27 protein-coding genes are annotated in these 25,633 nt (G+C 61.2%); 21 read left to right on the top strand and 6 right to left on the bottom strand.

From position 1 onward, the window contains the following. Positions 1-141: 141 nt before the first annotated feature. From ACJ8HH_RS09920 to ACJ8HH_RS09875, 10 genes are all read left to right on the top strand, one after another. Positions 142-1,149 (top strand): 3-oxoacyl-[acyl-carrier-protein] synthase III C-terminal domain-containing protein, encoded by a 1,008-nt coding sequence (locus ACJ8HH_RS09920; protein ID WP_060426035.1) that lies wholly within the window; start codon positions 142-144, stop codon positions 1,147-1,149. Further along, positions 1,146-2,162, top strand: coding sequence for an NAD-dependent epimerase/dehydratase family protein (locus ACJ8HH_RS09915; RefSeq protein ID WP_060426038.1), 1,017 nt, complete (start codon positions 1,146-1,148; stop codon positions 2,160-2,162). Before ACJ8HH_RS09920 ends, ACJ8HH_RS09915 begins: the two co-directional genes overlap by 4 nt. Beyond that, positions 2,155-2,961 carry an MBL fold metallo-hydrolase gene (locus ACJ8HH_RS09910; RefSeq protein WP_060706638.1) on the top strand — a complete coding sequence of 269 codons (807 nt, stop codon included), beginning with the start codon at positions 2,155-2,157 and terminating at the stop codon, positions 2,959-2,961. Before ACJ8HH_RS09915 ends, ACJ8HH_RS09910 begins: the two co-directional genes overlap by 8 nt. Then, the gene (locus ACJ8HH_RS09905) at positions 2,958-4,244 is read left to right on the top strand and encodes a F390 synthetase-related protein (RefSeq protein WP_033647713.1); all 1,287 of its coding nucleotides are present in this window, start codon (positions 2,958-2,960) and stop codon (positions 4,242-4,244) included. The genes ACJ8HH_RS09910 and ACJ8HH_RS09905 overlap by 4 nt, the downstream gene beginning before the upstream one ends. After that, positions 4,241-4,858: a phosphatase PAP2 family protein gene (locus tag ACJ8HH_RS09900; RefSeq protein ID WP_033647711.1), complete on the top strand. Its 618-nt coding sequence runs from the start codon at positions 4,241-4,243 to the stop codon at positions 4,856-4,858. The genes ACJ8HH_RS09905 and ACJ8HH_RS09900 overlap by 4 nt, the downstream gene beginning before the upstream one ends. After that, complete coding sequence (locus tag ACJ8HH_RS09895) at positions 4,855-5,988, top strand: sterol desaturase family protein (RefSeq protein ID WP_033647710.1); 1,134 nt, start codon at positions 4,855-4,857, stop codon at positions 5,986-5,988. Before ACJ8HH_RS09900 ends, ACJ8HH_RS09895 begins: the two co-directional genes overlap by 4 nt. Next, positions 5,981-7,063, top strand: a complete 1,083-nt coding sequence (locus tag ACJ8HH_RS09890) for a fatty acid desaturase family protein (protein ID WP_043147592.1) — start codon at positions 5,981-5,983, stop codon at positions 7,061-7,063. Before ACJ8HH_RS09895 ends, ACJ8HH_RS09890 begins: the two co-directional genes overlap by 8 nt. Further along, positions 7,060-8,145 carry an acyl-CoA desaturase gene (locus ACJ8HH_RS09885; protein WP_033634915.1) on the top strand — a complete coding sequence of 362 codons (1,086 nt, stop codon included), beginning with the start codon at positions 7,060-7,062 and terminating at the stop codon, positions 8,143-8,145. Before ACJ8HH_RS09890 ends, ACJ8HH_RS09885 begins: the two co-directional genes overlap by 4 nt. Positions 8,146-8,251: 106 nt before the next feature. Next, positions 8,252-8,476, top strand: a complete 225-nt coding sequence (locus ACJ8HH_RS09880; protein WP_025303190.1) for a hypothetical protein — start codon at positions 8,252-8,254, stop codon at positions 8,474-8,476. After that, positions 8,473-8,694 (top strand): hypothetical protein, encoded by a 222-nt coding sequence (locus ACJ8HH_RS09875; RefSeq protein ID WP_039565614.1) that lies wholly within the window; start codon positions 8,473-8,475, stop codon positions 8,692-8,694. The genes ACJ8HH_RS09880 and ACJ8HH_RS09875 overlap by 4 nt, the downstream gene beginning before the upstream one ends. A 179-nt stretch (positions 8,695-8,873) precedes the next feature. Here the strand turns inward: ACJ8HH_RS09875 and ACJ8HH_RS09870 are convergent, their stop codons facing one another. From ACJ8HH_RS09870 to ACJ8HH_RS09860, 3 genes are read right to left on the bottom strand one after another with little or no spacing between them, the layout of a single operon-like run. Beyond that, the gene (locus ACJ8HH_RS09870) at positions 8,874-9,026 is read right to left on the bottom strand and encodes a DUF2474 domain-containing protein (protein WP_071605360.1); all 153 of its coding nucleotides are present in this window, start codon (positions 9,024-9,026) and stop codon (positions 8,874-8,876) included. Positions 9,027-9,040: 14 nt separating this feature from the next. Continuing rightward, positions 9,041-10,048, bottom strand: coding sequence for a cytochrome d ubiquinol oxidase subunit II (gene cydB / locus ACJ8HH_RS09865; RefSeq protein ID WP_074025837.1), 1,008 nt, complete (start codon positions 10,046-10,048; stop codon positions 9,041-9,043). 2 nt (positions 10,049-10,050) lie between these two features. Beyond that, entirely contained in the window at positions 10,051-11,451 is a 1,401-nt protein-coding gene (locus tag ACJ8HH_RS09860; protein WP_033647706.1) for a cytochrome ubiquinol oxidase subunit I, read from the bottom strand. A gap of 144 nt (positions 11,452-11,595) precedes the next feature. Here ACJ8HH_RS09860 and ACJ8HH_RS09855 point away from each other — a divergent pair, with 144 nt between their 5' ends. Continuing rightward, positions 11,596-13,014 carry an aminotransferase-like domain-containing protein gene (locus tag ACJ8HH_RS09855; RefSeq protein ID WP_033647705.1) on the top strand — a complete coding sequence of 473 codons (1,419 nt, stop codon included), beginning with the start codon at positions 11,596-11,598 and terminating at the stop codon, positions 13,012-13,014. Positions 13,015-13,029: 15 nt separating this feature from the next. Here the strand turns inward: ACJ8HH_RS09855 and ACJ8HH_RS09850 are convergent, their stop codons facing one another. Beyond that, complete coding sequence (locus ACJ8HH_RS09850) at positions 13,030-14,004, bottom strand: alpha/beta hydrolase (protein WP_033647704.1); 975 nt, start codon at positions 14,002-14,004, stop codon at positions 13,030-13,032. 655 nt (positions 14,005-14,659) lie between these two features. Between ACJ8HH_RS09850 and ACJ8HH_RS09845 the strand changes: the two genes are divergently transcribed. The 6 genes from ACJ8HH_RS09845 to ompC all read left to right on the top strand — a co-directional run bounded on the left by ACJ8HH_RS09845 (position 14,660) and on the right by ompC (position 22,470). Continuing rightward, positions 14,660-15,874, top strand: coding sequence for an aspartate aminotransferase family protein (locus ACJ8HH_RS09845; RefSeq protein ID WP_033647702.1), 1,215 nt, complete (start codon positions 14,660-14,662; stop codon positions 15,872-15,874). A 52-nt stretch (positions 15,875-15,926) separates the two neighbouring features. Next, positions 15,927-16,961: an arginine N-succinyltransferase gene (astA, locus tag ACJ8HH_RS09840; protein ID WP_033647701.1), complete on the top strand. Its 1,035-nt coding sequence runs from the start codon at positions 15,927-15,929 to the stop codon at positions 16,959-16,961. After that, positions 16,961-18,433 (top strand): succinylglutamate-semialdehyde dehydrogenase, encoded by a 1,473-nt coding sequence (gene astD / locus ACJ8HH_RS09835; RefSeq protein WP_033648131.1) that lies wholly within the window; start codon positions 16,961-16,963, stop codon positions 18,431-18,433. Before astA ends, astD begins: the two co-directional genes overlap by 1 nt. 52 nt (positions 18,434-18,485) lie before the next feature. Continuing rightward, complete coding sequence (gene astB / locus ACJ8HH_RS09830) at positions 18,486-19,826, top strand: N-succinylarginine dihydrolase (protein ID WP_033647699.1); 1,341 nt, start codon at positions 18,486-18,488, stop codon at positions 19,824-19,826. A gap of 10 nt (positions 19,827-19,836) precedes the next feature. Beyond that, the gene (gene astE / locus ACJ8HH_RS09825) at positions 19,837-20,820 is read left to right on the top strand and encodes a succinylglutamate desuccinylase (RefSeq protein WP_033647698.1); all 984 of its coding nucleotides are present in this window, start codon (positions 19,837-19,839) and stop codon (positions 20,818-20,820) included. 567 nt (positions 20,821-21,387) lie between these two features. Beyond that, a complete protein-coding gene (ompC, locus tag ACJ8HH_RS09820) occupies positions 21,388-22,470 on the top strand; it encodes a porin OmpC (RefSeq protein ID WP_033634904.1) in 1,083 nt (360 codons plus the stop codon). A gap of 242 nt (positions 22,471-22,712) precedes the next feature. On the opposite strand, the gene ACJ8HH_RS09815 is transcribed toward ompC, so the two are convergent. After that, on the bottom strand, positions 22,713-22,937 hold the full coding sequence (locus ACJ8HH_RS09815; RefSeq protein WP_033634903.1) for a biofilm development regulator YmgB/AriR family protein: 225 nt from the start codon (positions 22,935-22,937) through the stop codon (positions 22,713-22,715). A gap of 123 nt (positions 22,938-23,060) precedes the next feature. Then, on the bottom strand, positions 23,061-23,252 hold the full coding sequence (locus ACJ8HH_RS09810; protein ID WP_004934567.1) for a YebW family protein: 192 nt from the start codon (positions 23,250-23,252) through the stop codon (positions 23,061-23,063). A 228-nt stretch (positions 23,253-23,480) separates the two neighbouring features. Here ACJ8HH_RS09810 and lysM point away from each other — a divergent pair, with 228 nt between their 5' ends. The 4 genes from lysM (at position 23,481) to ACJ8HH_RS09790 (ending at position 25,581) form a co-directional block, all read left to right on the top strand. Beyond that, positions 23,481-23,927 carry a peptidoglycan-binding protein LysM gene (lysM, locus tag ACJ8HH_RS09805; RefSeq protein WP_197766224.1) on the top strand — a complete coding sequence of 149 codons (447 nt, stop codon included), beginning with the start codon at positions 23,481-23,483 and terminating at the stop codon, positions 23,925-23,927. A gap of 278 nt (positions 23,928-24,205) precedes the next feature. Continuing rightward, positions 24,206-24,346, top strand: a complete 141-nt coding sequence (locus tag ACJ8HH_RS09800; RefSeq protein ID WP_162846225.1) for a hypothetical protein — start codon at positions 24,206-24,208, stop codon at positions 24,344-24,346. Positions 24,347-24,369: 23 nt separating this feature from the next. Then, complete coding sequence (locus ACJ8HH_RS09795) at positions 24,370-24,534, top strand: hypothetical protein (RefSeq protein WP_162846224.1); 165 nt, start codon at positions 24,370-24,372, stop codon at positions 24,532-24,534. Between the two features lie 105 nt (positions 24,535-24,639). Then, the gene (locus ACJ8HH_RS09790) at positions 24,640-25,581 is read left to right on the top strand and encodes a pirin family protein (RefSeq protein WP_033634901.1); all 942 of its coding nucleotides are present in this window, start codon (positions 24,640-24,642) and stop codon (positions 25,579-25,581) included. Positions 25,582-25,633 lie beyond the last annotated feature (52 nt).

Genomic DNA, 25,633 nt, shown 5'->3' with positions numbered 1-25,633 from the left:
GTCGGCCCGTGGTAGCCGATAACAAGAGATAGCGCCTTGATGAAAGGCCTTTTGGGACATAAAAACCGGGGATGATCCGCATGGCCTTCGCGCCGCGCGGGAGAATCGCTTTATGGATAGTCAGGTTAATCAATAACAATAATGACCACACAATGTCGCTCACCCGAGCTGTTGCCTCTGAAAATCATCGCCACCGGGGCCGCGTTGCCGCCCAACCGCGTGGCCTCCTCTACGCTCGATGCCCGCCTGGGAAAACCGGCCGGCTACGTTGAAAAACGCTCGGGCATCGTTTACCGCTATCACGCCGCCGACGACGCCAGCCAGGCCGAGCTCGCCGCCGCCGCGCTGCAAGACGCGTTGGGCCGCAGCGCCATCCCGGCAGCCTCCATTGACCTTTTGATCTCCGCCTCGGCGATAGCGGTGCAGGCATTGCCGTGCTCCGCCGCGCATATTCTCAAGGTTGCCGGGCTGGCACCGGGTACGCCGGGCTTCGATATCAACAGCAGCTGCGTCAGCTTCATCTCTGCGCTGCAGGTGGCGGCGGGGCTGTTGAACGCCGGGACGTATCGGCGTATCGCCATCGTCTCGGCGGATCTTGCTTCGCGCGGCATCGACTGGCAGCACGAAGAGTCGTCGCTGATCTTTGGCGACGGCGCCGCCTGCGCCATCGTGGAGCGCGGTGACGGCACCGGCGGCATCCTCGCCAGCCTGGTGGAAACCCATCCCGCCGGCAGCGAACTGTGCGAGATCCGCGCCGGCGGCACGCGCCGCAACCCGCGCGCCGGCATGTGCGAGCAAGACTTCCTGTTTCATATGCAGGGCAAGCCGCTGTTCCGTCAGGCATCGGCGCTGATTGAGGGCTACCTCGACCGGCTGCTGAGCGCCAGCGGCCTGACCCTGGGGCAGATCGCCACCGTGGTGCCGCACCAGGCCAGCCATTTGTCGCTCGAACATATGCGCAAACGGCTGCACGTCTCCAGCGAGGCGCTGGTGGACATCTACCGCCATCATGGCAACCAGGTGGCGGCCTCTATCCCGACCGCGCTGCATGCCGCCGTGACCAGCGGGCGCTTCAACCCCGGGCGGCCGGTGATGCTGATCGGCACCGCCGCCGGGCTGGCGCTGGCCGGCATGGTGTTGCTGCCATGAGGGTGCTGATGACCGGGGCGACCAGCGGGCTGGGGCGCAACGCGGCACAGTGGTTGCTGGAGGCCGGGCATCAGGTGCGCGCCACCGGCCGCGATGAGCGGGCCGGCGAAGCGTTGCGTCAACTGGGCGCCGAATTTTACTCGCTCGATCTGGCGCAGGCCACGCCGCAGCAGTGCCGGGAGCTGGTGACCGACTGCGAGTGGGTGTGGCACTGTGCGGCCAAGTCTTCGCCCTGGGGCAGCAAGGCGGAATTTCACCGCATCAACGCTGCGGCGACGGAGAAACTGGCGGAGGCGGCCGGGCGCTGCGGCGTGCGGCGCTTCGTGCATATCTCCACGCCGGCAATCTACTTCGATTTTCAGCCGCATTACGATCTTGATGAGGGTTATCGCGCCCGGCGCTTCGCCAACCACTATGCCGCCAGCAAACACGCTGCCGAGCAGCGGCTGTTGGCGCAGGCGAAGATCTACCCGCAAACCACCTATATTATGCTGCGGCCGCGCGGCCTGTTTGGCCCGCACGATCGGGTGATCGTGCCGCGGCTGTTGCAACAGCTCGAACGCGATCGCGGCGTGCTGCGCTTGCCCGGCGGCGGGCAGGCGCTGCTGGATCTGACCTTTGCTCCCAACGTGGTACACGCCATGGAACTGGCCAGCCGGCAGCGCGGATTGCCGTCCGGCGCCGTGTACAACATTACCAACCACCAACCGCAGCGGCTGGCGGAGATGCTGGATGCGCTGCTGCGCCAGGAGCTGGGGCTGCGTTACCGGCTGCAGGCCGTGCCGTATCCGCTGCTGCAGGCGCTGGCCGGCGGCATGGAGCTGTGGGCAAGCCTGAGCGGCAAGGAACCGCTGCTGACGCGCTACAGCGTGGCGGCGGTGCATTTCGACATGACCCTGAGCCAGACCCGCGCGATCGAAGAGCTGGGCTATCGGCCGCGTTACTCGATGGAGGAGGGGATCCGCCTGACCGGCGAGTGGCTGCGGCAGCAAGGAGGCATACAGCATGGCTAAGGTTACCGTTTTTGAAGTGGGCTATTGCACGCATATCGGCTGCATGGCGCTGCGCGGCGCCGGGTTCCGGGTGTGCAAATTCCCGGCGCGCGCCTATCTGCTGGAGGTGGGGCAGCGCCGCTGGCTGTGGGATACCGGCTACGCGCGTTATTTTCAGCAGCACACGCAGTCGGGGCTGTTCAGCCTTTATCGCCGCATGACGCCGGTCTACTTCGATCCCGCCGAGTCGTTGGCGCATCAGCTGCGCGAAGCCGGTTACGCCGAAGGCGACATCCAGGCGCTGATCGTCTCGCACTTTCACGCGGATCACATCGCTGGGCTGCAGGATTTCAGCCACCTCGATTTTATTTGCTGCGGCGAAGGCTGGCAGCAAACCCGCGGGCTGCGCGGTTTCGCGGCGCTGAAACGCGCCTTTATTCCCGGCCTGATCCCGGCGGATTTCGAGAGCCGCCTGCAGTTTATGGAGTCTTTTCCCTCGGTGGCGTTGCCCGCGCTGCTGGCGCCGTTCGATCGCGGTTACGCGCTGCCGGGCAGTGAAGGGCAAATCGTGCTGGTGCCGCTGCCGGGGCATGCGGCCGGCCATATCGGCGCCTTTATCCTCACCGACGCCGGCTGGACGCTGTTGGCCAGCGACGCCGCCTGGTCGCCGCAGAGCTACCAGACGCTGCGCGGGCCTTCGCGCCTGGCCAATCTGGTGATGGACGACGCGGTGGCGTACACCCGCACGCTGGAACGGCTTAACCAACTGTGGGCGGGCGGCCAGGTCAACATTTTGCTGTGCCACGAGGGGGACCTGTGATCCCTTTCATGACACTGTGGCACTACTTCCGCGCCCGGCGCCTGCGCTTTGGCGATCGTGCGGCGCTGGAGGCGCATCAGGCTCGGCAGCTCGCGGGCTTTGCCCGCCGGGTGCTGAGCAAGAGCCCCTATTTTCAGCGCTTCAGCCGCCGGCCGTTCGCCGAATGGCCGCAGATGGACAAGGCGCTGATGATGGCGCAGTTCGACCGGATGAATACCGCCGGGCTGAGCCGGGAGGCGGTGCTGGCCTGCGCGCAGCGCAGCGAGGCGGATCGCGATTTCACGCCAAAGATTGGGCGCTACAGCGTCGGATTGTCGTCCGGCACCTCCGGGCAGCGCGGCGTGTTTGTCGTCAGCCCGCGCGAACAGCAGGTGTGGGCCGGCGGCATGCTGGCGAAGATGCTGCCGGACGGGCTGCTGGCCGGTGAGCGTGTCGCGCTGTTTCTGCGGGCGGACAATAATCTCTATCACAGCGTAAACAACCGTTGGCTGAGCCTGGCGTTTTATGATTTGCTGGCGCCGTTCAGCGAGCATCTGCCCGCGCTGGAACGGCAGGCGCCCAGCATCATCGTGGCGCCGGCGCAGGTGCTGCGCGCCCTGGCGCTGGCGGTGCTGGCCGGGCAGGTGAAGCTGCCGGTCAAAAAAGTGATTTCGGTCGCCGAGGTATTGGAAGAACAGGATCGCCGCCTGCTGATGCAGGTGTTTCCGGCGGTCGGCGAAGTGTATCAGGCCACCGAGGGGTTCCTGGCCGCGACCTGCGCGCACGGCACCCTGCATCTGAACGAAGAGTTTTTGCATATCGAACCGCAGTGGATCGACGAACTGCGTTTCACGCCGCTGATCACTGATTTCACCCGCAGCACGCAGCCGATCGTGCGTTATCGGCTGGACGATGTGCTGGTGCTGCGCAAGGAACCCTGCCCGTGCGGGCAGCCGACGCGCGCGATCGCGCGTATCGAAGGGCGGCGCGACGATCAGCTGATGCTGCCCGATGCGCAGCGGCAACCGCAGGCGGTGTTCGCCGATGCCTGCAGCCGGACGATTGCCAATGCGCTGCCGCTGACCAGCGATTACCGCCTGATCCAGCGCGGCGAGCAGCGGCTGGAGTTGATCGCCGATTGCAGCCCGGCGGCGTTGGCGCACTGCCAGGCGCAGCTGATCGCGCTGTTCGCTCGCCAGGGCATCGCCACCGATCGGCTCGAATGGCGGTTGACGGCGCAGGCGGTGCTGCCGCAGTTCGATCGCAAGCGGCGGCGCATCGTGCGCCAGGCGGAGGAAGCATGAAAAATACGCTGTTCAGGCTAGGGCACATGTTGCTCGGCTGGGGGACGGTCGGGGTGGTGTATAGCCTGACCGATCGCCTGCAGGGGACGGGAACTTTGTTGCCGCCGTCGGCGCTTGACCGGGCGATCCCGTTCAGTCCGGCGGCCATTTGGCTTTACCTGTCGTTCTTCCTCATCGTCCCGGCGGGCTATTTGCTGGCGCCGCTGCAGCGAATCAAATGGCTGACGCTGGCGATGCAGCTGACGGCGCTGGGCGCCGGGGCAGTTTACCTGCTGTGGCCGACCACCATGGCCTATCCGCGGAACGATGGCGTTGGGATCAGCGCGCAGCTGCTGGCGGCGTTAACCCAGGTGGATTCGCCGCAGAACTGCCTACCTTCGTTGCATATGGCGCTGACGGTGCTGGCGGTGTGGGCGTTGAGCGACGGCGAGCGCAAAGTGCGAACGGCGCTGTGGATGCTGTGGGGCGTGGCGATCGCGTTCTCCATTCTGCAGCTGCGCCGCCATTTGTTTGTCGATCTGGCCGGCGGCGCGCTGCTGGCGCTGTGCGCCGGGTGGTTGGCCCTGCGCATCAAGACCCTGCGCCGGCGGGTGGTTAAAGGAGAAATGGGATGAGCGATCTGGCGTTGCCGATAGTGTTCATGCTGTTCATCGTGGTGGCAGAGGCGGTGGCGCTGCAGTGGGGGCGCCGTGAGCCGGTCAACTGGCACGATCTGGTGTTCAACCTGAACTCCGGCCATATCATGCTGTGGCTGTTCCGCGGGCTGGAGATCACCTGCTACGGCTACGTGGCCGCGCATTTCAGTCTGGGGCTGCTGGACGCCTGGCCGCCGCTGCTGATGTGGCTGTTCGCCCTGCTGGCGTGGGACTTCGGTTTCTACTGGCTGCATCGCCTGCACCACCGCTTCCGCGTGCTGTGGGCGGTACACGTGGTGCATCACCAGGGGGAGCACTTCAACCTGTCGCTGGGGGTGCGCAACTCCTGGTATTCGTCGTTGACGTCGATCCCGTTCTTTTTGCTGCTGGCGCTGGCGGGCGTGCCGCTGTCGGTGTTCGTCACGGTGTCGATTTTTCACTACAGCATTCAGCTGTTTAACCACAATGCGCTGACGCCGAAGCTGGGCGTGCTGGAAAAGATCCTGGTCACGCCGGCGCACCACCGGGTGCACCACGTCAAGGACATGGCGTATTCCAATAAGAACTTCGGCGGCAGCTTTATCTTCTGGGACAAGCTGTTCGGCACGTTCTGCCCGGCGTTGCCGACCACGCCGTTCAGCTACGGCGTCAGCGGCGATCGGCCGTCCGCCAACCCGTTCTGGGCGAGCAATCTGCCGTTTCTGCGCTATTTCCGTCTGGCATGGCGCCCGGAGCCGGGCCGGCCGCGCGACCGCCGTTCGGCGCTCAGCGTCTTCAGCGGCGCCATGCTGCTGTTCTCGTTGGTGGTCGGTTACGTCTACCAATACGGTTACGGCTACGGCGACATCAGCTGGCCACAAATGGCGCTGCTGGTGCTGCTGGCGTTGGGCTCTGTGGCGCTGGGTGGCATGACGGAAGGGCGGCCGTGGGCGAGCGCCGTCTGGCTGCTGATCGCGCTGGGTATGCCGCTGCTGTTTATCGGCTATCTTGGCTGGCCGCAGCGCTATTGGCATATCGCCATGGCCGCCGTGGCGCTGCATGCCCTGTGCGTGGCGCTGGGCTGGGGGCGAGTGGCCGCGCCGGCCGCCGTGGAGGAACCGCATGGCTGACTTATTGCCGCCGCTGCGTTTTCCCGCCGATGGCGAGCAGGCGTTTCACCGCGATCTCAAGCGCGCGGCGCACGCCTGCCTGGCGGGCGATCATCGCTATGCCGATGCCGCGCGATTGGCCAAGGCCGCACTGTTGCTGGCGCTGTGCGTCGGGTTTTATGCCCTGAGCCTGCTGCAGCATCAGCCCTGGGCGTTTTTCCTCTGCTATTTCCTGTTCGTGGCCATGGGCATGCTGCTCAACGTCAACGTCAACCACGATGCTTCGCATAACGCCTTCTTGCGCGCGCCCTGGGCCAATCGCCTGGTGGGGCGGCTGGTGACGCTGCCGCTGGGCGTCGATCCGGACTATTGGCGCACGCGGCACGTGGATTACCACCACGTTTACGCCAACGTCGAACACTACGATCTGGACACCGAAGAGAACGGCTTTTTCCGCCAGACGCCGTTCCAGCGCTGGCGGCCGCATATGCGCTATCAGCATCTGTACTGGCCGCTGATCGCCGCGCTCTCGCTGCCCTACATCGCGTGGATTTTCGATTGGTCCGATCGGCTCGATAAAACGCCGCTGCGGGAAAAACGCGTGCTGGCGGGGCGCGGCGGTTGGACGCTGTTCGTGCTGTGCAAATTGCTTCATGTGGCGCTGGTGCTGGTGGTGCCGCTGATCCTGTGCCACCTGCACGGCATCGGTTGGGGCTGGGTGCTGTTGGCTTACGCGCTCAGCCAGATGTTTGCCTCGCTGCTGGTGGTGTTCCTGCTGCTGGGCACCCACTGGGCGCAGGCCGAGTTTTACCCGGCGCCGGCGGGCGACAGCATGCCGCACGGTTGGTACCGGCACAATTTCGCCACCGCCTGCGACTGGCAGCCCGAGCCGCGCTGGCTGGAGCACCTGACCGGCGGGCTGAACTATCACCTGACCCACCACCTGTTTCCCGGCTGGAATCACCGCCACTATCCGGCGCTGGCCGCCGCGCTGGCGGAAGTGGCGCAGCGGCACGGCATGGCATATCGCTGCATCGGCTATCGCGAACTGCTGGCGCAGCAACAGCGCTTCTTGCGCCTTATGGGGCAGCCATGAAAGCGCTGCGTCCGTTAGCCTATCGGCGCGACGACGGCGGCCTGCATCGCGCGCTGATGCAGGCCGCCCAGCATTATCTGGCGGCCAACGGCGATCACCGCTTCGCCGACGGCGGCATGCTGGCAAAGGTGGCGCTGCTGCTGGCGCTGTGCGGCCTGTGTTACGGGCTGAGCCTGCAGCAGCAAAACGGCTGGGCGTTTTTCGCTTGCTACTTCGGTTTTATCTTTATCGGCATGTTCCTGACGGTGAACGTGGTGCACGATGCCTCGCATAACGCGTTTTTCCGTCGGCCCTGGGCCAACCGCTGGCTGAACGCCCTGGTGAGCGTCCCGTTGGGGCTGGATCCCGACTGTTGGCGCGTGCGGCACGTGCTGTTCCACCATGCCCATAACAATATCGAACATTACGACCCCGACATCGACGCCAATGGCGTGCTGCGGCAAACGCCGTTCCAGCGCTGGCGGCCCTTTATGCGCGCCCAGCGTTACTATTGGCCGCTGGTGGCGGCGCTGACGTTCCCGTACTACATCTGGCTGTTCGACTGGCTGGATCGGGCGGGACGCACCCGGGTGGCGGCGCGCATGGCACAGCAGGGCGTGCGCGGCTGGTGCGAGTTTCTGGCGGGCAAGGCGGCGCACCTGCTGCTGGCGCTGGCGATCCCGTGCTGGCTGCTGCCGCCGGCCATCGGCATCGGGCAAATTCTGCTGGTCTATTTGCTGAGCCAGATGCTTTCTTCATTGCTGTTCGTGATGTTGATCATCGGCACCCACTGGGCCAAGGCCAATTTTTACCAGGCGCCGGCGCAGGGCGCGATGCCGCACGGCTGGTATCACCATGTGTTCGCCACCACCTTCGACTGGCTGACCCGGCCGCGTTGGCTGGGATACTGGCTCGGCGGGGCGAACCTGCATTTGACGCATCATCTGTTCCCGCACTGGAGCCACCGCCATTACCCGGCGCTGAGCCGCATCATCGGCGAGGTAGCGCCGCGTTTCGGCATCGACTACCGCCTGTTGGAGTTGGAGGAGCTGTTGCGCCTGCAGCAGCGCTTCCTCAGCGCGATGGGGCGCAAACCGCATTAGCGTTGCATGCGGATTGTGCGAGGCGTTACGCAGTTCACTAATTGAACGATAGTTGCCCTTCCAGTAGACTTTCCTCCTGTGAATCAACGGCCACAGGAGGTGGACTATGCGCAGCTTGCCGATTCGGTTATCGAACAAAATTGATGATGATCTGAACGATATTGCCCGGCGTCATGGGATGGAAAAAACCGAGGTAATCAAAATGGCGTTTGCACTGATTACCCTTGCCGATAAGTACTGGATGAAACAGGATGGTACTTCTCTTGGCATTGTACGGGAGAAGGGTGAACAGCTTGAAGCGGTGGGGCGGGTCGTGGAGATCTTCCCATGAACATCGAAAGCCGTAATCTGCGCGATGAGGCCAGCCAGGTTTATCTGGAGCAGGTGTTGGTCTTCGACGAAATGGAGCGTCTGCGCTTGGCGCGCCAGGTACTGTGCGGGATATTCGCGGTCAGCGTGGGCGTATTCGCCGCCCACGCCGCTCCTCTAAATAATTGGAGTTGCTTCCCGACGGCAAGAGCGTTCATCCCCGGGAGCTTACTCAGGTAAGTGACCGGGGTGAACGCTTGCAGCCAACACAGAAGCAACTTCAAGTATGACGAGGATATTGGGAGAAAAACGAAGCGCTGAGACAAGTGTTCGAACTGGTGAAGATCGGCGCCTTGCCGCTGGTCACGCTGGTGGTTTCCTTCTACTTTCCCACCAGCGCGGCCAGATAAGGCGCCGCGTCAATGCGACTTCATGCCCGCCGCGGTCATCAGCAGGCGGAACAGCGAGGCGACCACGAACAGCCCCAGCACGCTGGCGCTCCAGATGATCACCAGCCAGCCGATACGTTTCCACCAGGGCGCCGGCGCGGCGGTTGCCGTTTTATCTTGCATAGCGTCCTCCCTTCTCAGTGATAGCCGTGTTCATGGCTGATCTTGCCGCGGAACACGTAGTAGCTCCAGAAGGTGTAGACCAGAATGATCGGGATGATGAACAGCGCGCCCACCAGCATAAAGCCGAGGCTCTGCGGCGGGGCGGCGGCGTCCCAAAGGCTGATGGCCGGTGGGATCAGGTGCGGCCAGATGCTGATGCCAAGCCCGCTCAGGCCGAGGAACACCAGCAGCAGCGTCAGCATGAACGGCGAGTAGTGCGCGCCGCGTTTCACCCCGCGCTGAATTCCCCAGGCGCTGAGCAGCACCAACACCGGCACCGGCAGCAGCCAGAACAAATTCGGCAGCGTAAACCAGCGGGCGGCGATTTCAGGATGCGCGATCGGCGTCCAGATACTGACCGCGGCCAGCACCAGCAACAGGATCGCCAGCATCGGCGTCGCCAGATGATACATGCGCGCCTGCAGATCACCGGCGGTTTTCATCACCAGCCAGGTGCAGCCTAGCAGGGCGTAGGTCACCACCAGCCCCAGCCCGCAGAACAACGCGAACGGCGTCAGCCAGTCCAGTGCGCCGCCGGCGTAGGTGCGGCCTTCGACCGGGAAGCCGTTGATCACGGCGCCCACCACCACACCCTGGCTGAAGGTGGCGAAGATTGAGCCCCAGATGAACGCCTTGTCCCAGATATGGCGTTTCTCCGGCGTCGCCTTGAAGCGAAACTCGAAGGCCACGCCGCGGAAAATCAGCCCGATCAGCATCAGCGTCAGCGGGATCGCCAGCGCGTCGAGGATCACCGAGTAGGCCAGCGGGAACGCGCCGAACAGCGCGGCGCCGCCCAGCACCAGCCAGGTCTCATTGCCGTCCCACACTGGGGCGACGGTGTTCATCATCAGATCGCGGTCGCCGCTCTCTTTCACCCACGGAAACAGGATGCCGATGCCCAGGTCGAAACCGTCCATCACCACGTACATCATGGTGCTGAACACGATGATCACAAACCAAATCAGCGGAAGATCGATGCCCATGTTCAGCTCCTGTCGTCCAGAGTGTCGTTGACCGCGGACAGCGGACGCGCCGGCCGGCCCTCGGTATTGTCTTCTTGGTGTTCATGCGGCTGCGGCCCTTTGCGGATCAGGCGCATCATGTAGGAATAGCCCACGCCGAACACCGAGCAGTAGACGATGATGAACGCCAGCAGGCTGATGCTCATGTGCAGATCGCCGTGCGCGGAGACCGCGTCCTTGGTGCGCAGCAGGCCGTACACCACCCACGGCTGGCGGCCGATCTCAGTGGTGAACCAGCCCGCCAGCAGCGCCAGCAGCCCGGAAGGGCCCATCCACAGGATGAAGTACAGGAACGGGCGTGACTGATACAGCCCGCCGCGCCAGCGCAGCCACAGGCTCCACACCCCGGCCAGAATCATCAGCATGCCCAGCCCGACCATGATGCGGAACGACCAGAACACCACGGTGGAGTTGGGGCGATCTTCCGGCGGGAAGGATTTGAGCGCCGGTACCTGTTCGGTCAGGCTGTGGGTCAGGATCAGGCTGCCGAGGTACGGTACTTCCAGCTTGAAGCGGGTCTCTTCGCGCTCCATGTCCGGCCAGCCGACCAGGATCAGCGGCGTGGCTTCGCCCGGCGGGTTTTCCCAATGGCCTTCGATGGCGGCGATCTTCGCCGGCTGGTGTTTCAGCGTATTCAGGCCATGCGCATCGCCGATCAGCGCCTGCACCGGCGCGACGATCAGCGCCATCCACATCGCCATCGACAGCATTTTGCGCATCGCCGGGGTATCGCGGCCGCGCAGCAGATGCCAGGCGGCGGAGGCGCCGACGAAGAACGCCGAGGAGAGGAAGGCGGCGGTGGACATGTGCAGCAGGCGGTACGGGAAGGACGGGTTGAAGATCACCTTCAGCCAGTCGACCGGCACCACCTGGCCGTTGATGATTTCATGCCCCTGTGGCGTCTGCATCCAGCTGTTGGAAGCCAGGATCCAGAAGGTGGAGATCAGCGTGCCGAGCGCCACCATGCAGGTGGCGAAGAAGTGCAGGCCGGGGCCGACGCGGTTCCAGCCGAACAGCATTACGCCGAGGAAACCGGCTTCGAGGAAGAAGGCGGTCAGCACTTCATAGGTCAGCAGCGGCCCGGTAATGCTGCCGGCGAACTCGGAGAAGAAGCTCCAGTTGGTGCCGAACTGATAGGCCATCACCAGCCCGGACACCACGCCCATGCCGAAGTTGACGGCGAAAATCTTTGACCAGAAGTGGTAAAGCTCACGGTAGGCTTCATTGTGCGTTTTCAACCATAATCCTTCCAGCACCGCCAGATAGCTGGCTAAACCGATGGTGATGGCGGGGAAGATGATATGGAAAGACACGGTGAAGGCGAACTGTATTCTGGCGAGTTCCAGTGCATCAAGACCCAGCATGGCGCCTCCTAGGGTTGAACATAAATTAACCTCTTGAGTATAGCTGTCATTTTTATGTGAAATACTTGGCGTTAAGTTAAGCACGGAGTACAGTGACTATAATAGTGACAGTTATTTTACTTTTTCATATAACAGTTAATGGTTATGACCCGATACGAGCAGCTTGCGCAGCAGATTAGAGAACAGATCCAGAACCGGGTGTGGCGGGCGGGCGACAAGCTGCCTTCGCTGCGCGAGAGCGGCAAACGCGCCGGACTGAGCCTGATGACGGTGGTGCAGTCTTACCAACTGCTGGAGAGCCAGGGGTGGATCGTCGCCCGGCCGCAGTCGGGCTACTACGTGGCGGCGCGCCCGCAGCCGCTGCCCCAGCCTTCGCGCGGCGAGAAGCTGTTGCTGAGCGAGCAGGTGGACATCAACGCCTTTATTTTCGACGTGCTGCAGGCCTGCAAGGATCCGGATATCGTGCCTTTCGGTTCGGCCTTTCCCGACGCCACGCTGTTCGCCCAGCCGAAGCTGGCGCGCGCGCTGAGCAGCGTGGCGCGCAAGTTCACGCCGCACAGTTCGCTGGCCAACCTGCCGCCGGGCAACGACGCGCTGCGGCGGCACATCGCCCAACGCTATGCGCTGAGCGGCATGCAGGTCGCGCCGGACGAAATCGTCATCACCGCCGGGGCGATGGAGTCGCTCAGCCTCAGCCTGCAGGCGGTGACCCAACCGGGCGACTATGTGGCGATCGAATCGCCGGCGTTTTACGGCGCGCTGCAGGCGCTGGAACGGCTGCGGTTAAAGGCGGTGGCGATCGCTACGCATCCGCAGGACGGCATCGATCTGGACGCGCTGCAGCAGGCGGTGGACCAGTATCCGATCAAAGCCTGCTGGCTGATGACCCATTTCCAGAACCCGCAGGGCGCCACCCTGCCGGAGGCCAACAAGCAACGGCTGGTGACGCTGCTGCGCGAACGGCAGATCTCGCTGATTGAAGACGACGTCTACGGCGAACTGTACTTCAGCGCGGAACGGCCGCTGCCCGCCAAGGCGCTCGACAGCGGCGGCCAGATCCTGCACTGCTCGTCGTTTTCCAAATGCCTGGCGCCGGGCTTTCGCGTCGGCTGGGTGGCGGCGGGGCGTTATGCGCAGCAGATCCAGCGTTTGCAGCTGATGAGCACCGTTTCCACCAGCGTGCCGACCCAGATGGCGCTGGCGGATTATCTGCTGCACGGCGGCTACGATACCCATCTGCGGCGGTTGCGGCGCCTGCTGGCCCAGCGCCAAAGCGCGATGCGTCAGGCGATCGCCCACCATTTCCCGCCGACGGTGAAGGTCAGCCAGCCCGACGGCGGCTACTTCCTGTGGCTGGAGCTGGATCCGGCGCTGTCGTCGATGGAGCTCTACCGGCGCGCGCTTTCCCGGGGCATCAGCATCGCGCCGGGGCGCATGTTCACCACCGGCGACCATTTCAACCACTGCTTCCGTCTCAACGCCTCTTTTGAATGGAACGACCGCTTTGAAGAGGCGATCAAAACCTTAGCCAAGCTTATCCGGGGGCTAGCGGCGGCAGGCTGAACGGCACACCTGGCGTCAGGACAGATAGTGCTTCAACGCGCGCCCGGCCTGGTGGATCGCCGAATGCACCGCCGGGACGTGGGCGAGCGGATTCAACAGGCCGTAGTCGTGGATCAGCCCGTTATAGCGGGTGGAGGTGACCTCGACGCCGGCGGCATCGAGCAGACGCGCGTAGGCTTCGCCCTCATCGCGCAGCACGTCCAGCTCGGCGGTTTGCACCAGCGCCGGCGGCAACCCCCGCAGCTGGTCCGGCGTGGCGTTGAGCGGCGAGGCGTAGATGTCTTTGCGCTGCGCCTTATCGGGCGCGTAGCTGTCCCAAAACCACTTCATCATGTTGCGGGTCAGGAAATGGCCTTCGGCAAACTGATGATAGGAATCGGTATCAAACTGGGCGCGGGTGACGGGCCACAGCAGGATCTGGCAACGCAGCGCCGGTATGCCTTTCTGTTTGGCCATCAGGCTGACCACCGCCGCCATATTGCCGCCGGCGCTGTTGCCGACCACCGCCAGCCGCGAGCCGTCGACGTTGATCTTCTCGCCGTACTCGGCCACCCATTCGGTGGCGGCGTAAGCCAGGTTGATCGCCTCAGGGTAGCGCACCTCCGGTGAGCGGGGATAATTGACGAACACCGCCGCTGCACCTGAGCTGTGCACCAGATCGCGCACCAGCCGTTCATGGGTGGGGAAATCGCCCAGCACCCAGCCTCCGCCGTGGAAGAACATGAATACCGGCAGCGCCTCTTTGACCCTGGCCGGCCGCACCAGCTGCAGCAGAATATCCTGACCTTCTACGTGAATGGTTTTCTCGCTGATCTCGACCTCGCGCAGCGGCACCTCGACGCTGCGTTGCGCGTCCTCCAACACCCTGCGCGCCTCTTTGGGCTTCATCTGTTCCATAGGTTTACCGCCGCCGGCATTCAGCGCTTCGAGAAACGCGCGGGTGTCGAGTTGGGCGTGCGGCTGGCTGAGATCGGCGGTTTTCTTGGGCATGGTGACTCCTTGTGCGCAGAAGAGAAGGGGCGGTCAGGATCACAGTGTAGTCGCTGGCGCACAAAGCAGGAGCCGCGGCCAGCGTGGCCCCTTTTGGCCGGTGGGGTCTCGCGTCGCTGCCGCGATGCACCATTCTGGCGCGCCGCTGCACCCGCTGGGGGCAAAAAGTGTGATAGCGAGCAAATCGGGCGAAATTATTTTTGCGAGCCCGATCAGAAATCCTGAAGTTTTTCGCAATTGAATAGGATTTCGCGCGCAATGATGATTTTAGGCCTTATTTTTTAATTTATGCATTACCAATGCATAGAAAATGAATAGTTATGCAATATAAGCCGTTGTTTTAACGTCAAAAATAGCAAAATCCGGTAAAAATCCCGTTTTGGCACGATAGCTGCTCTACACTCTTTATCAAACGACATGTATTTTAACTGCTCGTTAACATTTACTCCCCGCTCAGGGACCGGATATACGCCATAAATAGTGAAAAACCGATTTTATGTAACAGATTTGTTTCTAAATCAGCGGTAAGGGGCAGCATTTTCTCCGCCGTGAAAGTCGGTTTTGAACAACGGTTTTTTTGCAATGTGGCGGCCTAGCCGGGCCTGAGCGGCCCTTACAGTCAAAATTCAGCCTTTGCTGAGATTATGAGGTCACTATGGAACAGCCAATCGCAGTTACCCGCCAGTCTTTCGATGACTGGATGGTCCCGGTTTATGCCCCTGCCGATTTTATTCTGGTGCGGGGAGAAGGCTCGCAGGTGTGGGATCAGCAGGGTAAGTCTTACATCGACTTCGCCGGCGGCATCGCGGTTAACGCGTTGGGGCATGCGCACCCGGCGGTCAAGGCGGCGCTGGTGGAACAGGCGGGCAAACTGTGGCATCTGGGCAATGGCTATACCAACGAACCGGTGCTGCGCCTGGCCAAAAAATTGATCGACGCCACCTTCGCCGACAAGGTGTTCTTCTGCAACTCGGGCGCTGAAGCCAACGAAGCGGCGCTGAAACTGGCGCGCAAGCATGCGCACGACCAGCACGGCGCCGGTAAAGATCAGATTGTGGCGTTCAACAACGCGTTCCACGGCCGCACGCTGTTTACCGTGTCCGCCGGCGGCCAGCCAAAATACTCGCAGGACTTTGCGCCGCTGCCGGGCGGCATCACCCATACGCCGTATAACGATCTGGCCGCGGCGGCCGAGCTTATCAACGATCGCACCTGCGCGGTGATCGTCGAGCCGATCCAGGGCGAGGGCGGCGTGCTGCCGGCGGAAGCCAGTTTCCTGCAGGGGCTGCGTGAGCTGTGCGATCGCCATAATGCGCTGCTGATCTTCGACGAAGTGCAGACCGGCGTCGGACGCACCGGCCACCTGTATGCCTACATGCAGTACGGCGTGGTGCCGGACGTGCTGACCACCGCCAAAGCGCTGGGCGGCGGCTTCCCGATCGGCGCCATGCTGACCACCGATGCGCTGGCGAAAACGCTGGGCGTCGGTACCCACGGCACCACCTACGGCGGCAACCCGCTGGCGACGGCGGTGGCGGGGACGGTGTTCTCCATCATCAACACCCCGGAAGTGCTGGAGGGCGTCAAACAGCGTCACCAGTGGTTTATCGACGGGTTGAACGACATCAACCGCCAGTACCCGATCTTCGCCGACATTCGCGGCGGCGGTTTGCTGATCGGCTGCCAATTGACGAAAGACTATGCCGGCAAAGCGAAGCAGATCACCCAACTGGCCAACGAAGAAGGCGTTATCGCGCTGATCGCCGGCCCGGACGTGGTGCGTTTCACGCCGTCGCTGATCATCCCTGAGCAGGATGTGAAAGAGGGGCTGGCGCGATTCGCGCGCGCCGTGGCGCGCATTTGCAGCTAATCAGCGGGCTGCGCCTTCACCGGCGCAGCCTGATTCAGAAGAGGTTCGCATTATGATGATTATTCGCCCTATAGAGCGTCGCGATCTGGCGGATTTATTGACGCTGGCCGGTAAATCCGGCATCGGTCTCACTTCACTGCCGCAAAATGAAGATACCCTGTCGGCACGCATTGAGCGGGCGTTAAAAACCTGGCAAGGCGAACTTCCGCAAAGTGACCAGTGTTATCTGTTCGTGTTGGAAGACAGCGAGCGCCGTCAGGTGGTCGGGGTCTGCGCGATCGAAGTGGCCGTCGGCCTGGCGGAACCCTGGTACAGCTTCCGCGTCGGCACGCAGGTGCACGCTTCCAAACAGCTGAACGTCTATAAATCGGTGCCGACGCTGTTCCTCAGCAACGATCATACCGGCCATTCGGAGCTGTGCACGCTGTTCCTCGATCCGGATTATCGTCACGGCGAGAACGGCAAGCTGCTGTCGAAGGTGCGTTTCCTGTTTATTGCCGCGTTCCGCGAACGTTTCTCCCGGCGCCTGATCGCCGAGATGCGCGGTTTCTCCGATGAAAATGGCCGATCGCCGTTCTGGGAGAGCGTCGGGCGCCATTTCTTCTCCATCGAGTTCGCCAAGGCGGACTACCTGAGCGGCACCGGGCAAAAGGCGTTTATCGCCGAACTGATGCCGAAACACCCGTTGTATGTCGATTTCCTGGCCGAAGACGCGCAGAAAGTGATCGGCGAAGTGCATCCGCAAACCCTGCCGGCGCGCCGATTGCTGGAGGCGGAAGGCCTGAGCTATCAGGGATACGTCGATATCTTCGACGGCGGCCCGACGCTGGAAGCCGAGATCGACCACATCCGCGCGGTGAAGCAGAGCCGCCTGGTGAAAGTGGTGCTGGATGACACGCCGATGCGCGCCGATGCGCCGGTGCATCTGGTGGCCAACGACAACTATCAGCACTACCGCGCACTGTTGGTCAATGCCGATCTGTATGACGACCGCCTGCATATCAACGCCGCCACCGCCGCGGCGCTGGGCGTCGAACAGGGCAGCCCGGTGCGGGTGCTCCCCCTTATTGCACAGGAGAAAGCATGATGTCTCATCCTGCACTGTTGATTAACGGCGTCTGGCGGCAGGGCCGCGGTGCCGAGTTCGGCAAGGCCGATCCGGTCGGCAACCAGCCGCTGTGGCGCGCCAACGCCGCCGATACCGACGACGTCGCCGCCGCCTGCGAAGCCGCGCGCGCCGCGTTCCCGGCCTGGGCGCGTACGCCGTTCGAGCAGCGCGAACAGCTGGTAAAACGCTTCGCCGCCTTGCTGGAAGAACACAAGCAGTCGCTGGCGGAAACTATCAGCCGCGAGACCGGCAAACCGCGCTGGGAAACGCTGACCGAAATTCAGGCGATGATCGGCAAGGTGGGCATTTCGCTGCAGGCCTATCAGACGCGTACCGGCTTTAGCCAGACGGCGATGGCCGACGGCGCTTCGGTGCTGCGCCATCGTCCGCACGGCGTGCTGGCGGTGTTCGGGCCTTATAACTTCCCCGGCCATCTGCCGAACGGCCATATCGTGCCGGCGCTGTTGGCCGGCAACTGCGTGGTATTCAAACCGAGCGAGCTGACGCCGCTGACCGCCGAGGAGACCCTGAAGCTGTGGCTGCAGGCCGGCCTGCCGGACGGGGTGATCAACCTGGTGCAAGGCGGCCGCGAGACCGGCGAAGCGCTGGCGGCCAGTGCGGATATCGACGGCCTGCTGTTCACCGGCAGCGCCGGCACCGGCTATCACCTGCATCGCCAATTGGCGGGGCAGCCGGAGAAGATCCTGGCGTTGGAGATGGGCGGCAACAACGCGCTGATCGTCGACGGTTTTGACGATCGCGATGCGGCGGTCAACCTGGCTATCCAATCGGCGTTTATCTCCGCCGGCCAACGCTGCACCTGTTCACGCCGTATTCTGGTGAAGCAGGGGGCGGAAGGCGACGCCTTTATCGAACGTTTGGTCCAGGTGGCGGGCGAACTGCGCGTCGGCCGCTGGGATGCCGAACCGCAGCCGTTCATGGGCGGGGTGGTGTCGGCAGCCGCGGCGGAAAACATGCTGAACGCGCAGCAGCGCTTGCTGGCGCTGGGCGGCAAATCGCTGCTGAGCATGCGCCTGCTGGAACCGGGCAGTTCGCTGCTCAGCCCGGGCATCGTCGATCTGACCGGCGTGGCCGGCGTACCGGACGAAGAGTATTTCGGCCCCTTGACCACCATCGTGCGTTACCGCGATTTCGACGAAGCGCTACAGCTCGCCAACCGGACGCGCTACGGCCTGTCGGTGGGGCTGGTATCGCCGCAGCGCGCGCTGTTCGAGCGCTTGCTGCTGGAAGCGCGCGCCGGCATCGTCAACTGGAACAAGCCGCTGACCGGGGCGTCCAGCGCGGCGCCATTCGGTGGCGTGGGGGCCTCCGGCAACCATCGCCCAAGCGCCTTCTATGCGGCGGACTATTGCGCCTGGCCGATGGCTTCGCTGGAAAGCGAAAGCCTGTCGCTGCCGGCGACGCTCTCGCCGGGCTTGTTGTTCCGTTAATCGTCTGCGGCGGCGCGATGGCGCCGCCGCAGGCCATCCCCAGGGGATAGCCATGTCAGGATATGAAGTCAATTTCGACGGTTTGGTGGGGCCGACGCACCACTATGCCGGGCTGTCGTTCGGCAATGAGGCCTCGACGCAGCACCAAAACAGCGTATCTAACCCGAAGCTGGCGGCGAAACAAGGTTTGCTGAAAATGAAGGCGCTGGCCGATCTCGGTTTCCAGCAAGGGGTATTGCCGCCGCAGGAGCGGCCGCACTTGCCGATGCTGCGGCGCCTGGGGTTCAGCGGCAGCGATGAGGCGGTGCTGGCGCAGGCGATGCGTCAGTCGCCGCGCCTGCTGTCGGCGCTCAGCTCGGCGTCGTGCATGTGGACCGCCAATGCGGCTACGGTGTCGCCTTCGGCGGACAGCGCCGACGGCAAGGTGCATTTCACCGCCGCCAACCTGAACAACAAATTCCACCGCGCCATCGAAGCGGAAACCACCACCGCCGTATTGCGGGCGATGTTCAGCGACGATCGGCATTTCGCCCACCATGAGGCGCTGCCGCAGGTGGCGTTGTTCGGCGACGAAGGGGCCGCCAACCACAACCGTTTGGGCGGCGACTACGCCAAGCGCAGCGTGCAGGTGTTCGTCTACGGTCGGCAGGAGTTCGGCGGCGAAACGGCGCCGGCGCGTTATCCGGCGCGCCAGACGCGCGAAGCCGGTGAGGCGATCGCTCGCCTACATCAGTTGGACGAGCAGCATACGGTCTTCGTGCAGCAAAACCCGGCGGTGATCGATCAGGGCGTGTTCCATAACGACGTGATTGCGGTCAGCAACCAAAACGTACTTTTCCACCACCAGCAGGCGTTTCACCGCCAGCAGCAGGCGCTGGATGAAGTGCGCCGCAAGATGGCGACGCTGGACAGCGAGCTGGTGGCGATCGAGGTGCCGACCGAGCGCGTTTCGGTGGCGGACGCGGTGGCGACCTACCTGTTCAATAGCCAAATTCTTACCAAACCGAACGGCAGGATGATGATCGTGGTGCCGGAAGAGTCGCGTCAGCACGCCGGCGTGTGGCGTTATCTGAACGACATGATCGGCAGCGGCGGCCCGATCGATGAAATCCGCGTGTTCGACCTGCGCGAAAGCATGCGCAACGGCGGCGGCCCGGCCTGCCTGCGGTTGCGGGTGGCGCTCAACGAACAAGAGTTGAGAGCGGTCAATCCGCGCGTGATGATGAACGAGCGGCTGTTTGCGACGCTGAACGAATGGGTGGATCGTCATTACCGCGATCGCCTGACGCAGGATGACCTGGCCGATCCGCTGCTGCTGCGCGAAGGGCGCGAGGCGCTGGATGCGCTGACGTCGATCCTCGGCCTCGGTTCCATCTATCCATTCCAACGCTAAGGGAGGCGGCATGATCGATCTACTGCCCCTGACGCTGGAAGGGAACGAACCCGTCGAATGGCAGGGTGAAACACCGCAGCTGCGCTGGCGCTGGCAGGGGGAAGGGGTGCTGGAGCTCACGCCGCGGCAGCCTCACCGCCAGGCGATGGTGATGTCGGCGGGCGTGCACGGCAACGAAACCGCGCCGATTGAACTGCTCAATCAGCTGGTCGGCGATCTGCTGGCTGGCCGGTTGCCGCTGAAGGTGCGGCTGTTGGTGGTGCTGGGTAACCCGGCGGCGATGCGGGCCGGCAAGCGTTATCTGCACAGCGATATGAACCGCATGTTCGGCGGCCGCTACCGCAACTTCGCCGCCAGCGGCGAAACCGTGCGCGCGCAGCAGTTGGAGCGTGCGCTCGCCGCCTTTTTCGATGGCGAGCAGGCGGCGCGTTTCCACTACGATTTGCACACCGCCATCCGTGAATCGCGTTTGCCGCGCTTCGGCATTCTGCCCTTCCAGAAACGCCCGTACAGCGAGCCGATGTTGCAGCTGCTGGATGCCGCCGATCTGGATGCGCTGGTGGTGCACAGCGCGCCGGGCGGTACCTTTAGCCACTACTCCAGCGAACATCTCAATGCGGCGAGCTGTACGCTCGAGTTGGGCAAGGCGCGGCCGTTCGGCAGTAACGATCTGCAGCAATTCGCCGCCATCGATCGCGCGCTGCGGGCGGCGGTCAGCGAAGGGGCGCCGCCGGTGCGTGCGGGCGCCGAGATTCGGGTTTTCCGTGTGATGCACTCGTTGATCAAGCACAGCGAAGATTTCAAGCTGCATCTGGACGATGACACGGCCAACTTCACCGAGCTGAAACCGGGGATGTTGCTGTGCGAGCAGCCGCAGGAGGAGTATCGCGTGGGCCAGGAGGGGGCGTGGATACTGTTCCCTAACCCCGGTGTGGCGTTGGGCCTGCGTGCCGGTATGTTGTTGAGCGAAGTTTCCCGTTCTACGCTGTATTGATTTATCCACGGCGGCGCCCTCAGCGCGCCGCCGTTATTCCCTTCATTATTTTAGTCTGCTATTTCTCGCTATTTTAATTGCCGTAAGGCGAATTTTATTCGTTCTGAAGAGATTCCCTTATGTGAATGAATAAAAGGCGGTGTCAGATGATTAGCTGAAAGTCTTAATTGCCTGGTGAATATGTTAAGACAAAAATGTGAAATAAGTAACGTTTTTAATAACCATGCTAATTTTATTGTTACTTTTGAATCGCGCAGAAAGCACGCAAAACGAAACCTAAATGCACCATATTGGTGCGTTGCACCATTTTGGTTATAACTTATGTGGCAAAATATTCATATATTCAATTGGTTGCGTGATGCTTGCTTTGTAATGTTTTGTTACAAATAAACATGCTTTCTCCTCGTTGTTTCATGAACTTTTTGATTTTAAGTTTTGATTCATGATGCTAATGTCACATCACCCCCGTATTAGGGGTGCTCATAAAATACCAAAAGATAAAATCACAGCCCAAATTATAAATGGGCGTGACGGGCAGGGTTCTAATTATAATATCTAGGAAAATAAATGATGAAACGCAGTGTATTAGCCTTAGCTGTCGCCCTCGGGGCGATCACCTCCTTCGCCAACGCGGCTGAAATCTACAATAAGGATGGCAATAAACTCGACCTGTACGGCCGTGTTAACGCCAAGCATTATTTCAGCGACAGTAAATCCAACGACGGTGATATGACCTATGTTCGCCTGGGCTTCAAAGGCGAAACGCAAATCAATGATCAGTTGACCGGGTACGGCCAGTGGGAATACAACGTCCAGGCCAATCATGACGAAGCGCAGGGCACTACCGGCACCAAAACGCGTCTGGGCTTCGCGGGGCTGAAATTCGGCAACTACGGTTCTTTCGACTACGGCCGCAACTATGGTGTGGTCTATGACGCCGAGGCTTACACCGACATGCTGCCGGAGTTCGGCGGCGACTCCTACAGCTATACCGATAACTTTATGACCGCCCGTTCCAACGGTTTGGCCACCTACCGCAACCGTGATTTCTTCGGTTTGGTGGACGGCCTGAATCTGGCGGTGCAGTACCAGGGTAAAAACGATGGCGACGGCCGCAGCGTGACCAAGCAAAACGGCGACGGTTACGGCCTGTCTCTGGACTATCAGGACATCGGCGGTTCCGGCATCGGCGTAGCGGCGGCGTTCTCCGACTCCAACCGCACCAGCGCTCAAAAAGCGCTGCAGTACGGTAAAGGCGACAGCGCCACCGCATGGACCACTGCGGTGAAATACGATGCCAACCAGGTTTACCTGGCTGCGATGTATGCCGAAACCCGCAACATGACGCCGATCAGCGTCAACGGCACTTCCGGTTTCGCCAATAAAACGCAAAACTTCGAAGTTGTGGCCCAGTATCAATTCGAGAACGGTCTGCGTCCTTCCGTGGCTTACGTGCAGTCCAAAGGCAAGGATATCGAAGGGATCGGTGATGCCGACCTGGTGAAGTACGTGGAAGTGGGGGCGACTTACTACTTCAACAAAAATATGTACACCTACGTTGATTACCAAATCAACCAGCTGAGCGACGATAACAAACTGAAACTGGCCAACGATGATATTGTTGCCGTCAGCCTGACGTATCGCTTCTAATCTGCAATTCCCTTACCTTCATCCTGTGTCGGGATTGGTAATCAGGCGGGGCGCAAGCCCCGCCTTAGCTCGTTGACAAAGGCGGAAAAAGCGTGGTTTTTCCTTCTTTGTGGTGAGCAACCGAAAATCAATGAATTGATTTCCCTTATTTTAAATGCTGTTTTCGGTAAACCTGGCAATGTCACCAGGCTTGTCATTAACCTCAGGCGGGGCGCAAGCCCGGCCTTCGTTTTATCGGGATCTCAGCCTTTGGGCGCCAGCCCGACCAGCTCAATGGCGGAACGCAGCGCGGCGAAACGTTGCTGATCCTGCTCACGCTCTATTTCGTTCACCAGCTGTGAAAGAATGTTGCCGCCGGAGACCTTTTTATGGTTTTGGATTAACTGCAACACTGCGTCGCCTAACGCCAGGCTGACGTCGTGCAGCAGAGTTTCATATTGCTCGTTGGAGTGAGCCGATGCTGGCATGACCTTTCTCTGTCTCTTTCTTCTTCGGGAGCCGCAATTTAGCAAAACAGCGGCCTTATGCCTCGGAGGAAGACGCAGTTTCCGATGAAATCAGAAATTCCTCAGCGTCGCGCGGGGAGGGCGTTAAAAATCCGAATATTCGCTGGCTGGCAACCAGAAGCCGTCGATAAACTCTTCCATGGGATAACAGCCGGCGTGTCGCAAGTTCTGTTCCTTCATCGCGACCAGGCATTGCGGCTCGTCGCGCAATATGTCGACCACCATTTCACTGCAGCCACCATCCAGATAACAGACAAACATCACCAATGCGTACATCGTTGCACGCCTCCTTCGTCGAGTTGCTCTGTCTGCAACAGTGTAGGTAAAAAAGCGCGATTTTTCAGCATCATTGCGCGATTAATCGCCACCGAAACGCCGTTGACGACACTTTCGGAATACTCTAACCGTTTCTGACGCCGTGAGCGGATGGCATATCCTTTTGTCGATGCTAAGCTTAACTAGCCTTACTTAAACGCATTAGTGAAACCATCAAAAGGAGTGAATATGGGCTTGTTTAACTTCGTCAAAGAAGCGGGTGAAAAACTGTGGGACACAGTCACCGGTAATGCCTCCGCCGAAGATCAAGGCGCCAAACTCAAGGAGCATCTCAATAAGAGCGGCTTGCCGGACACCGACAAAGTCAATGTGCAGGTGATCGATGGTAAAGCCGTAGTGACCGGTGACGCCGTCAGCCAGGAGTTAAAAGAGAAGATCCTGGTGGCTATCGGCAACGTGGCGGGCATCAGCGGCGTGGAGGATAAGGTGGCGGTGACGCAACCTGACGCCGAGAGCCGCTTCTATACCGTGAAGAAGGGCGATACGCTGAGCGCCATCTCTAAAGAGATGTACGGCAATGCCAATCAGTACAACAAGATTTTCGAAGCCAACAAGCCGATGTTGTCGAGCCCGGACAAGATTTATCCTGGGCAGGTGTTGCGTATCCCGCAATAACGCGTCGGTCTGCCATAGCCCGGTTGCGTACCGGGCTTTTTTTTGTCCTCTGCAATAGGCGTCTCTTATTTCCCTGCGATCTTGATGCCGGTTACATTTCCCCTGTGTACCCGCTCGCTTGCCGGCAGGCGCGGTGTTGACCCTGATGGGGAAAATTGATAGCGTCATCCCCCGGTTGAGCCGGAACGACCAAGGCGGCAACGTTGGCGCCTTATTCTGAGGGGATGTTTTGCCCCATCAAACAGCAATGTAGCAGTTGAACGAGTGAAACCGATTTAGTGAAACAACAGCGTAACGCCTCAACGGATAAAAACTATCGAGAAACCTTGGGTGATGCGCAATTTGCGATCGTCGTGTTGGCGGTGGCGTCCTGCTCACTGATTATCTTTACGCTGGCGGTCACGCTGTGGGTGACCTGACGCGATTAACTAGGGGAGATAAAATGGAGCCTAATCTCCATGATGAGACCAAACTGCTGGCGATTATCGGCCTGTTGGTGTCCGTGCTGCTGGTGGTATCAATTCTCTTTGGCGTGACCTATTTCTCCGATCTCAGGCACGCGCAGGACGATATAGACATCATGAGCTGCTATATCAAAGCGTCCTGATCCGCGCAACTGCGCCTGAGCGTCGCCGCTCTGTGGGGAAGCTGTCCTGTGTTAAGCTTGGGCGGTTACCCTTGGCGAATCGGCGCCATTCAGGAGGTCTTTGCGATGAGTCAGTCACGTCCTACGCTCTCTTCACCTGCACGCGAATGCCCTGTCGTTGACGGCGTGCGCCAGATACAACGTATTGCCGTGCGTAACGCAGAAGTGGGGGGCATCCCGATCAACCGCGCGTTACCAACCCGGGAGCGGCGCACCGTCGGCGCCTGGTGTTTTCTCGATCACGCCGGGCCGACGGTATTCAACGGCACCTCGCCCGGCATGGATGTGGGGCCGCATCCGCACATCGGGCTGCAAACGTTCACCTGGATGATAGAGGGGGAGGTGCTGCACCGAGACAGCCTCGGCAGCGAGCAGGTGATTCGCCCGGGCCAGGTTAATCTGATGACCGCAGGGCGCGGCATTGCGCATACCGAACAGTCGGTGGGTGAGCAACGGCGATTGCATGCCGCACAATTATGGATCGCGCTGCCGGCCGAACATGCCGACATGGCGCCACGCTTCGATCATTATCCTGACTTGCCGCAATGGCAGAATAACGGCGTGAATCACCGTTTGCTGGTGGGGGAATTTGGCGCTTACCGTTCACCGGTGTTTACGCTTTCGCCATTAATCGCCATTGACCTGGAATGGCAGGAAGCGGCGAGGATCGAATTGCCGCTGCGCGATGATTATGAAATCGGCTTTTTGCCCCTTATTGGTGCATTTGAACTTAATGGTGAAACTTTTTCACCTGATGAGTTCGCCTATTTGGGCATGAAGAATAACTCTATTGGGTTAAATGCGCAAAAGGGCAGCCGGGGATTATTAATCGGTGGGGCGCCATTAAACGAAGAGATCCTTATCTGGTGGAATTTCGTTGGCCATAGCAAGGCTGAAATTACTCGGGCTCAGCATGATTGGGAACAAGGGGCGCCGCGCTTCCCGGCGGTTAGCGGTTATTCTGGTGAGCGCATGACCGCGCCACGCCTGCCCTGGAGCGATGTTTGATAGCGTTAGGATATAATCGCCGCGATTATTCGACTTATTTCGCTCTAATAAG

This window comes from Serratia sp. CY32780, from assembly GCF_052169135.1.
GTDB lineage: Bacteria > Pseudomonadota > Gammaproteobacteria > Enterobacterales > Enterobacteriaceae > Serratia > Serratia sarumanii.
The sequence above is the reverse complement of the archived record's forward strand: the minus strand, read 5'-3'. Positions and strand labels throughout refer to the sequence as shown.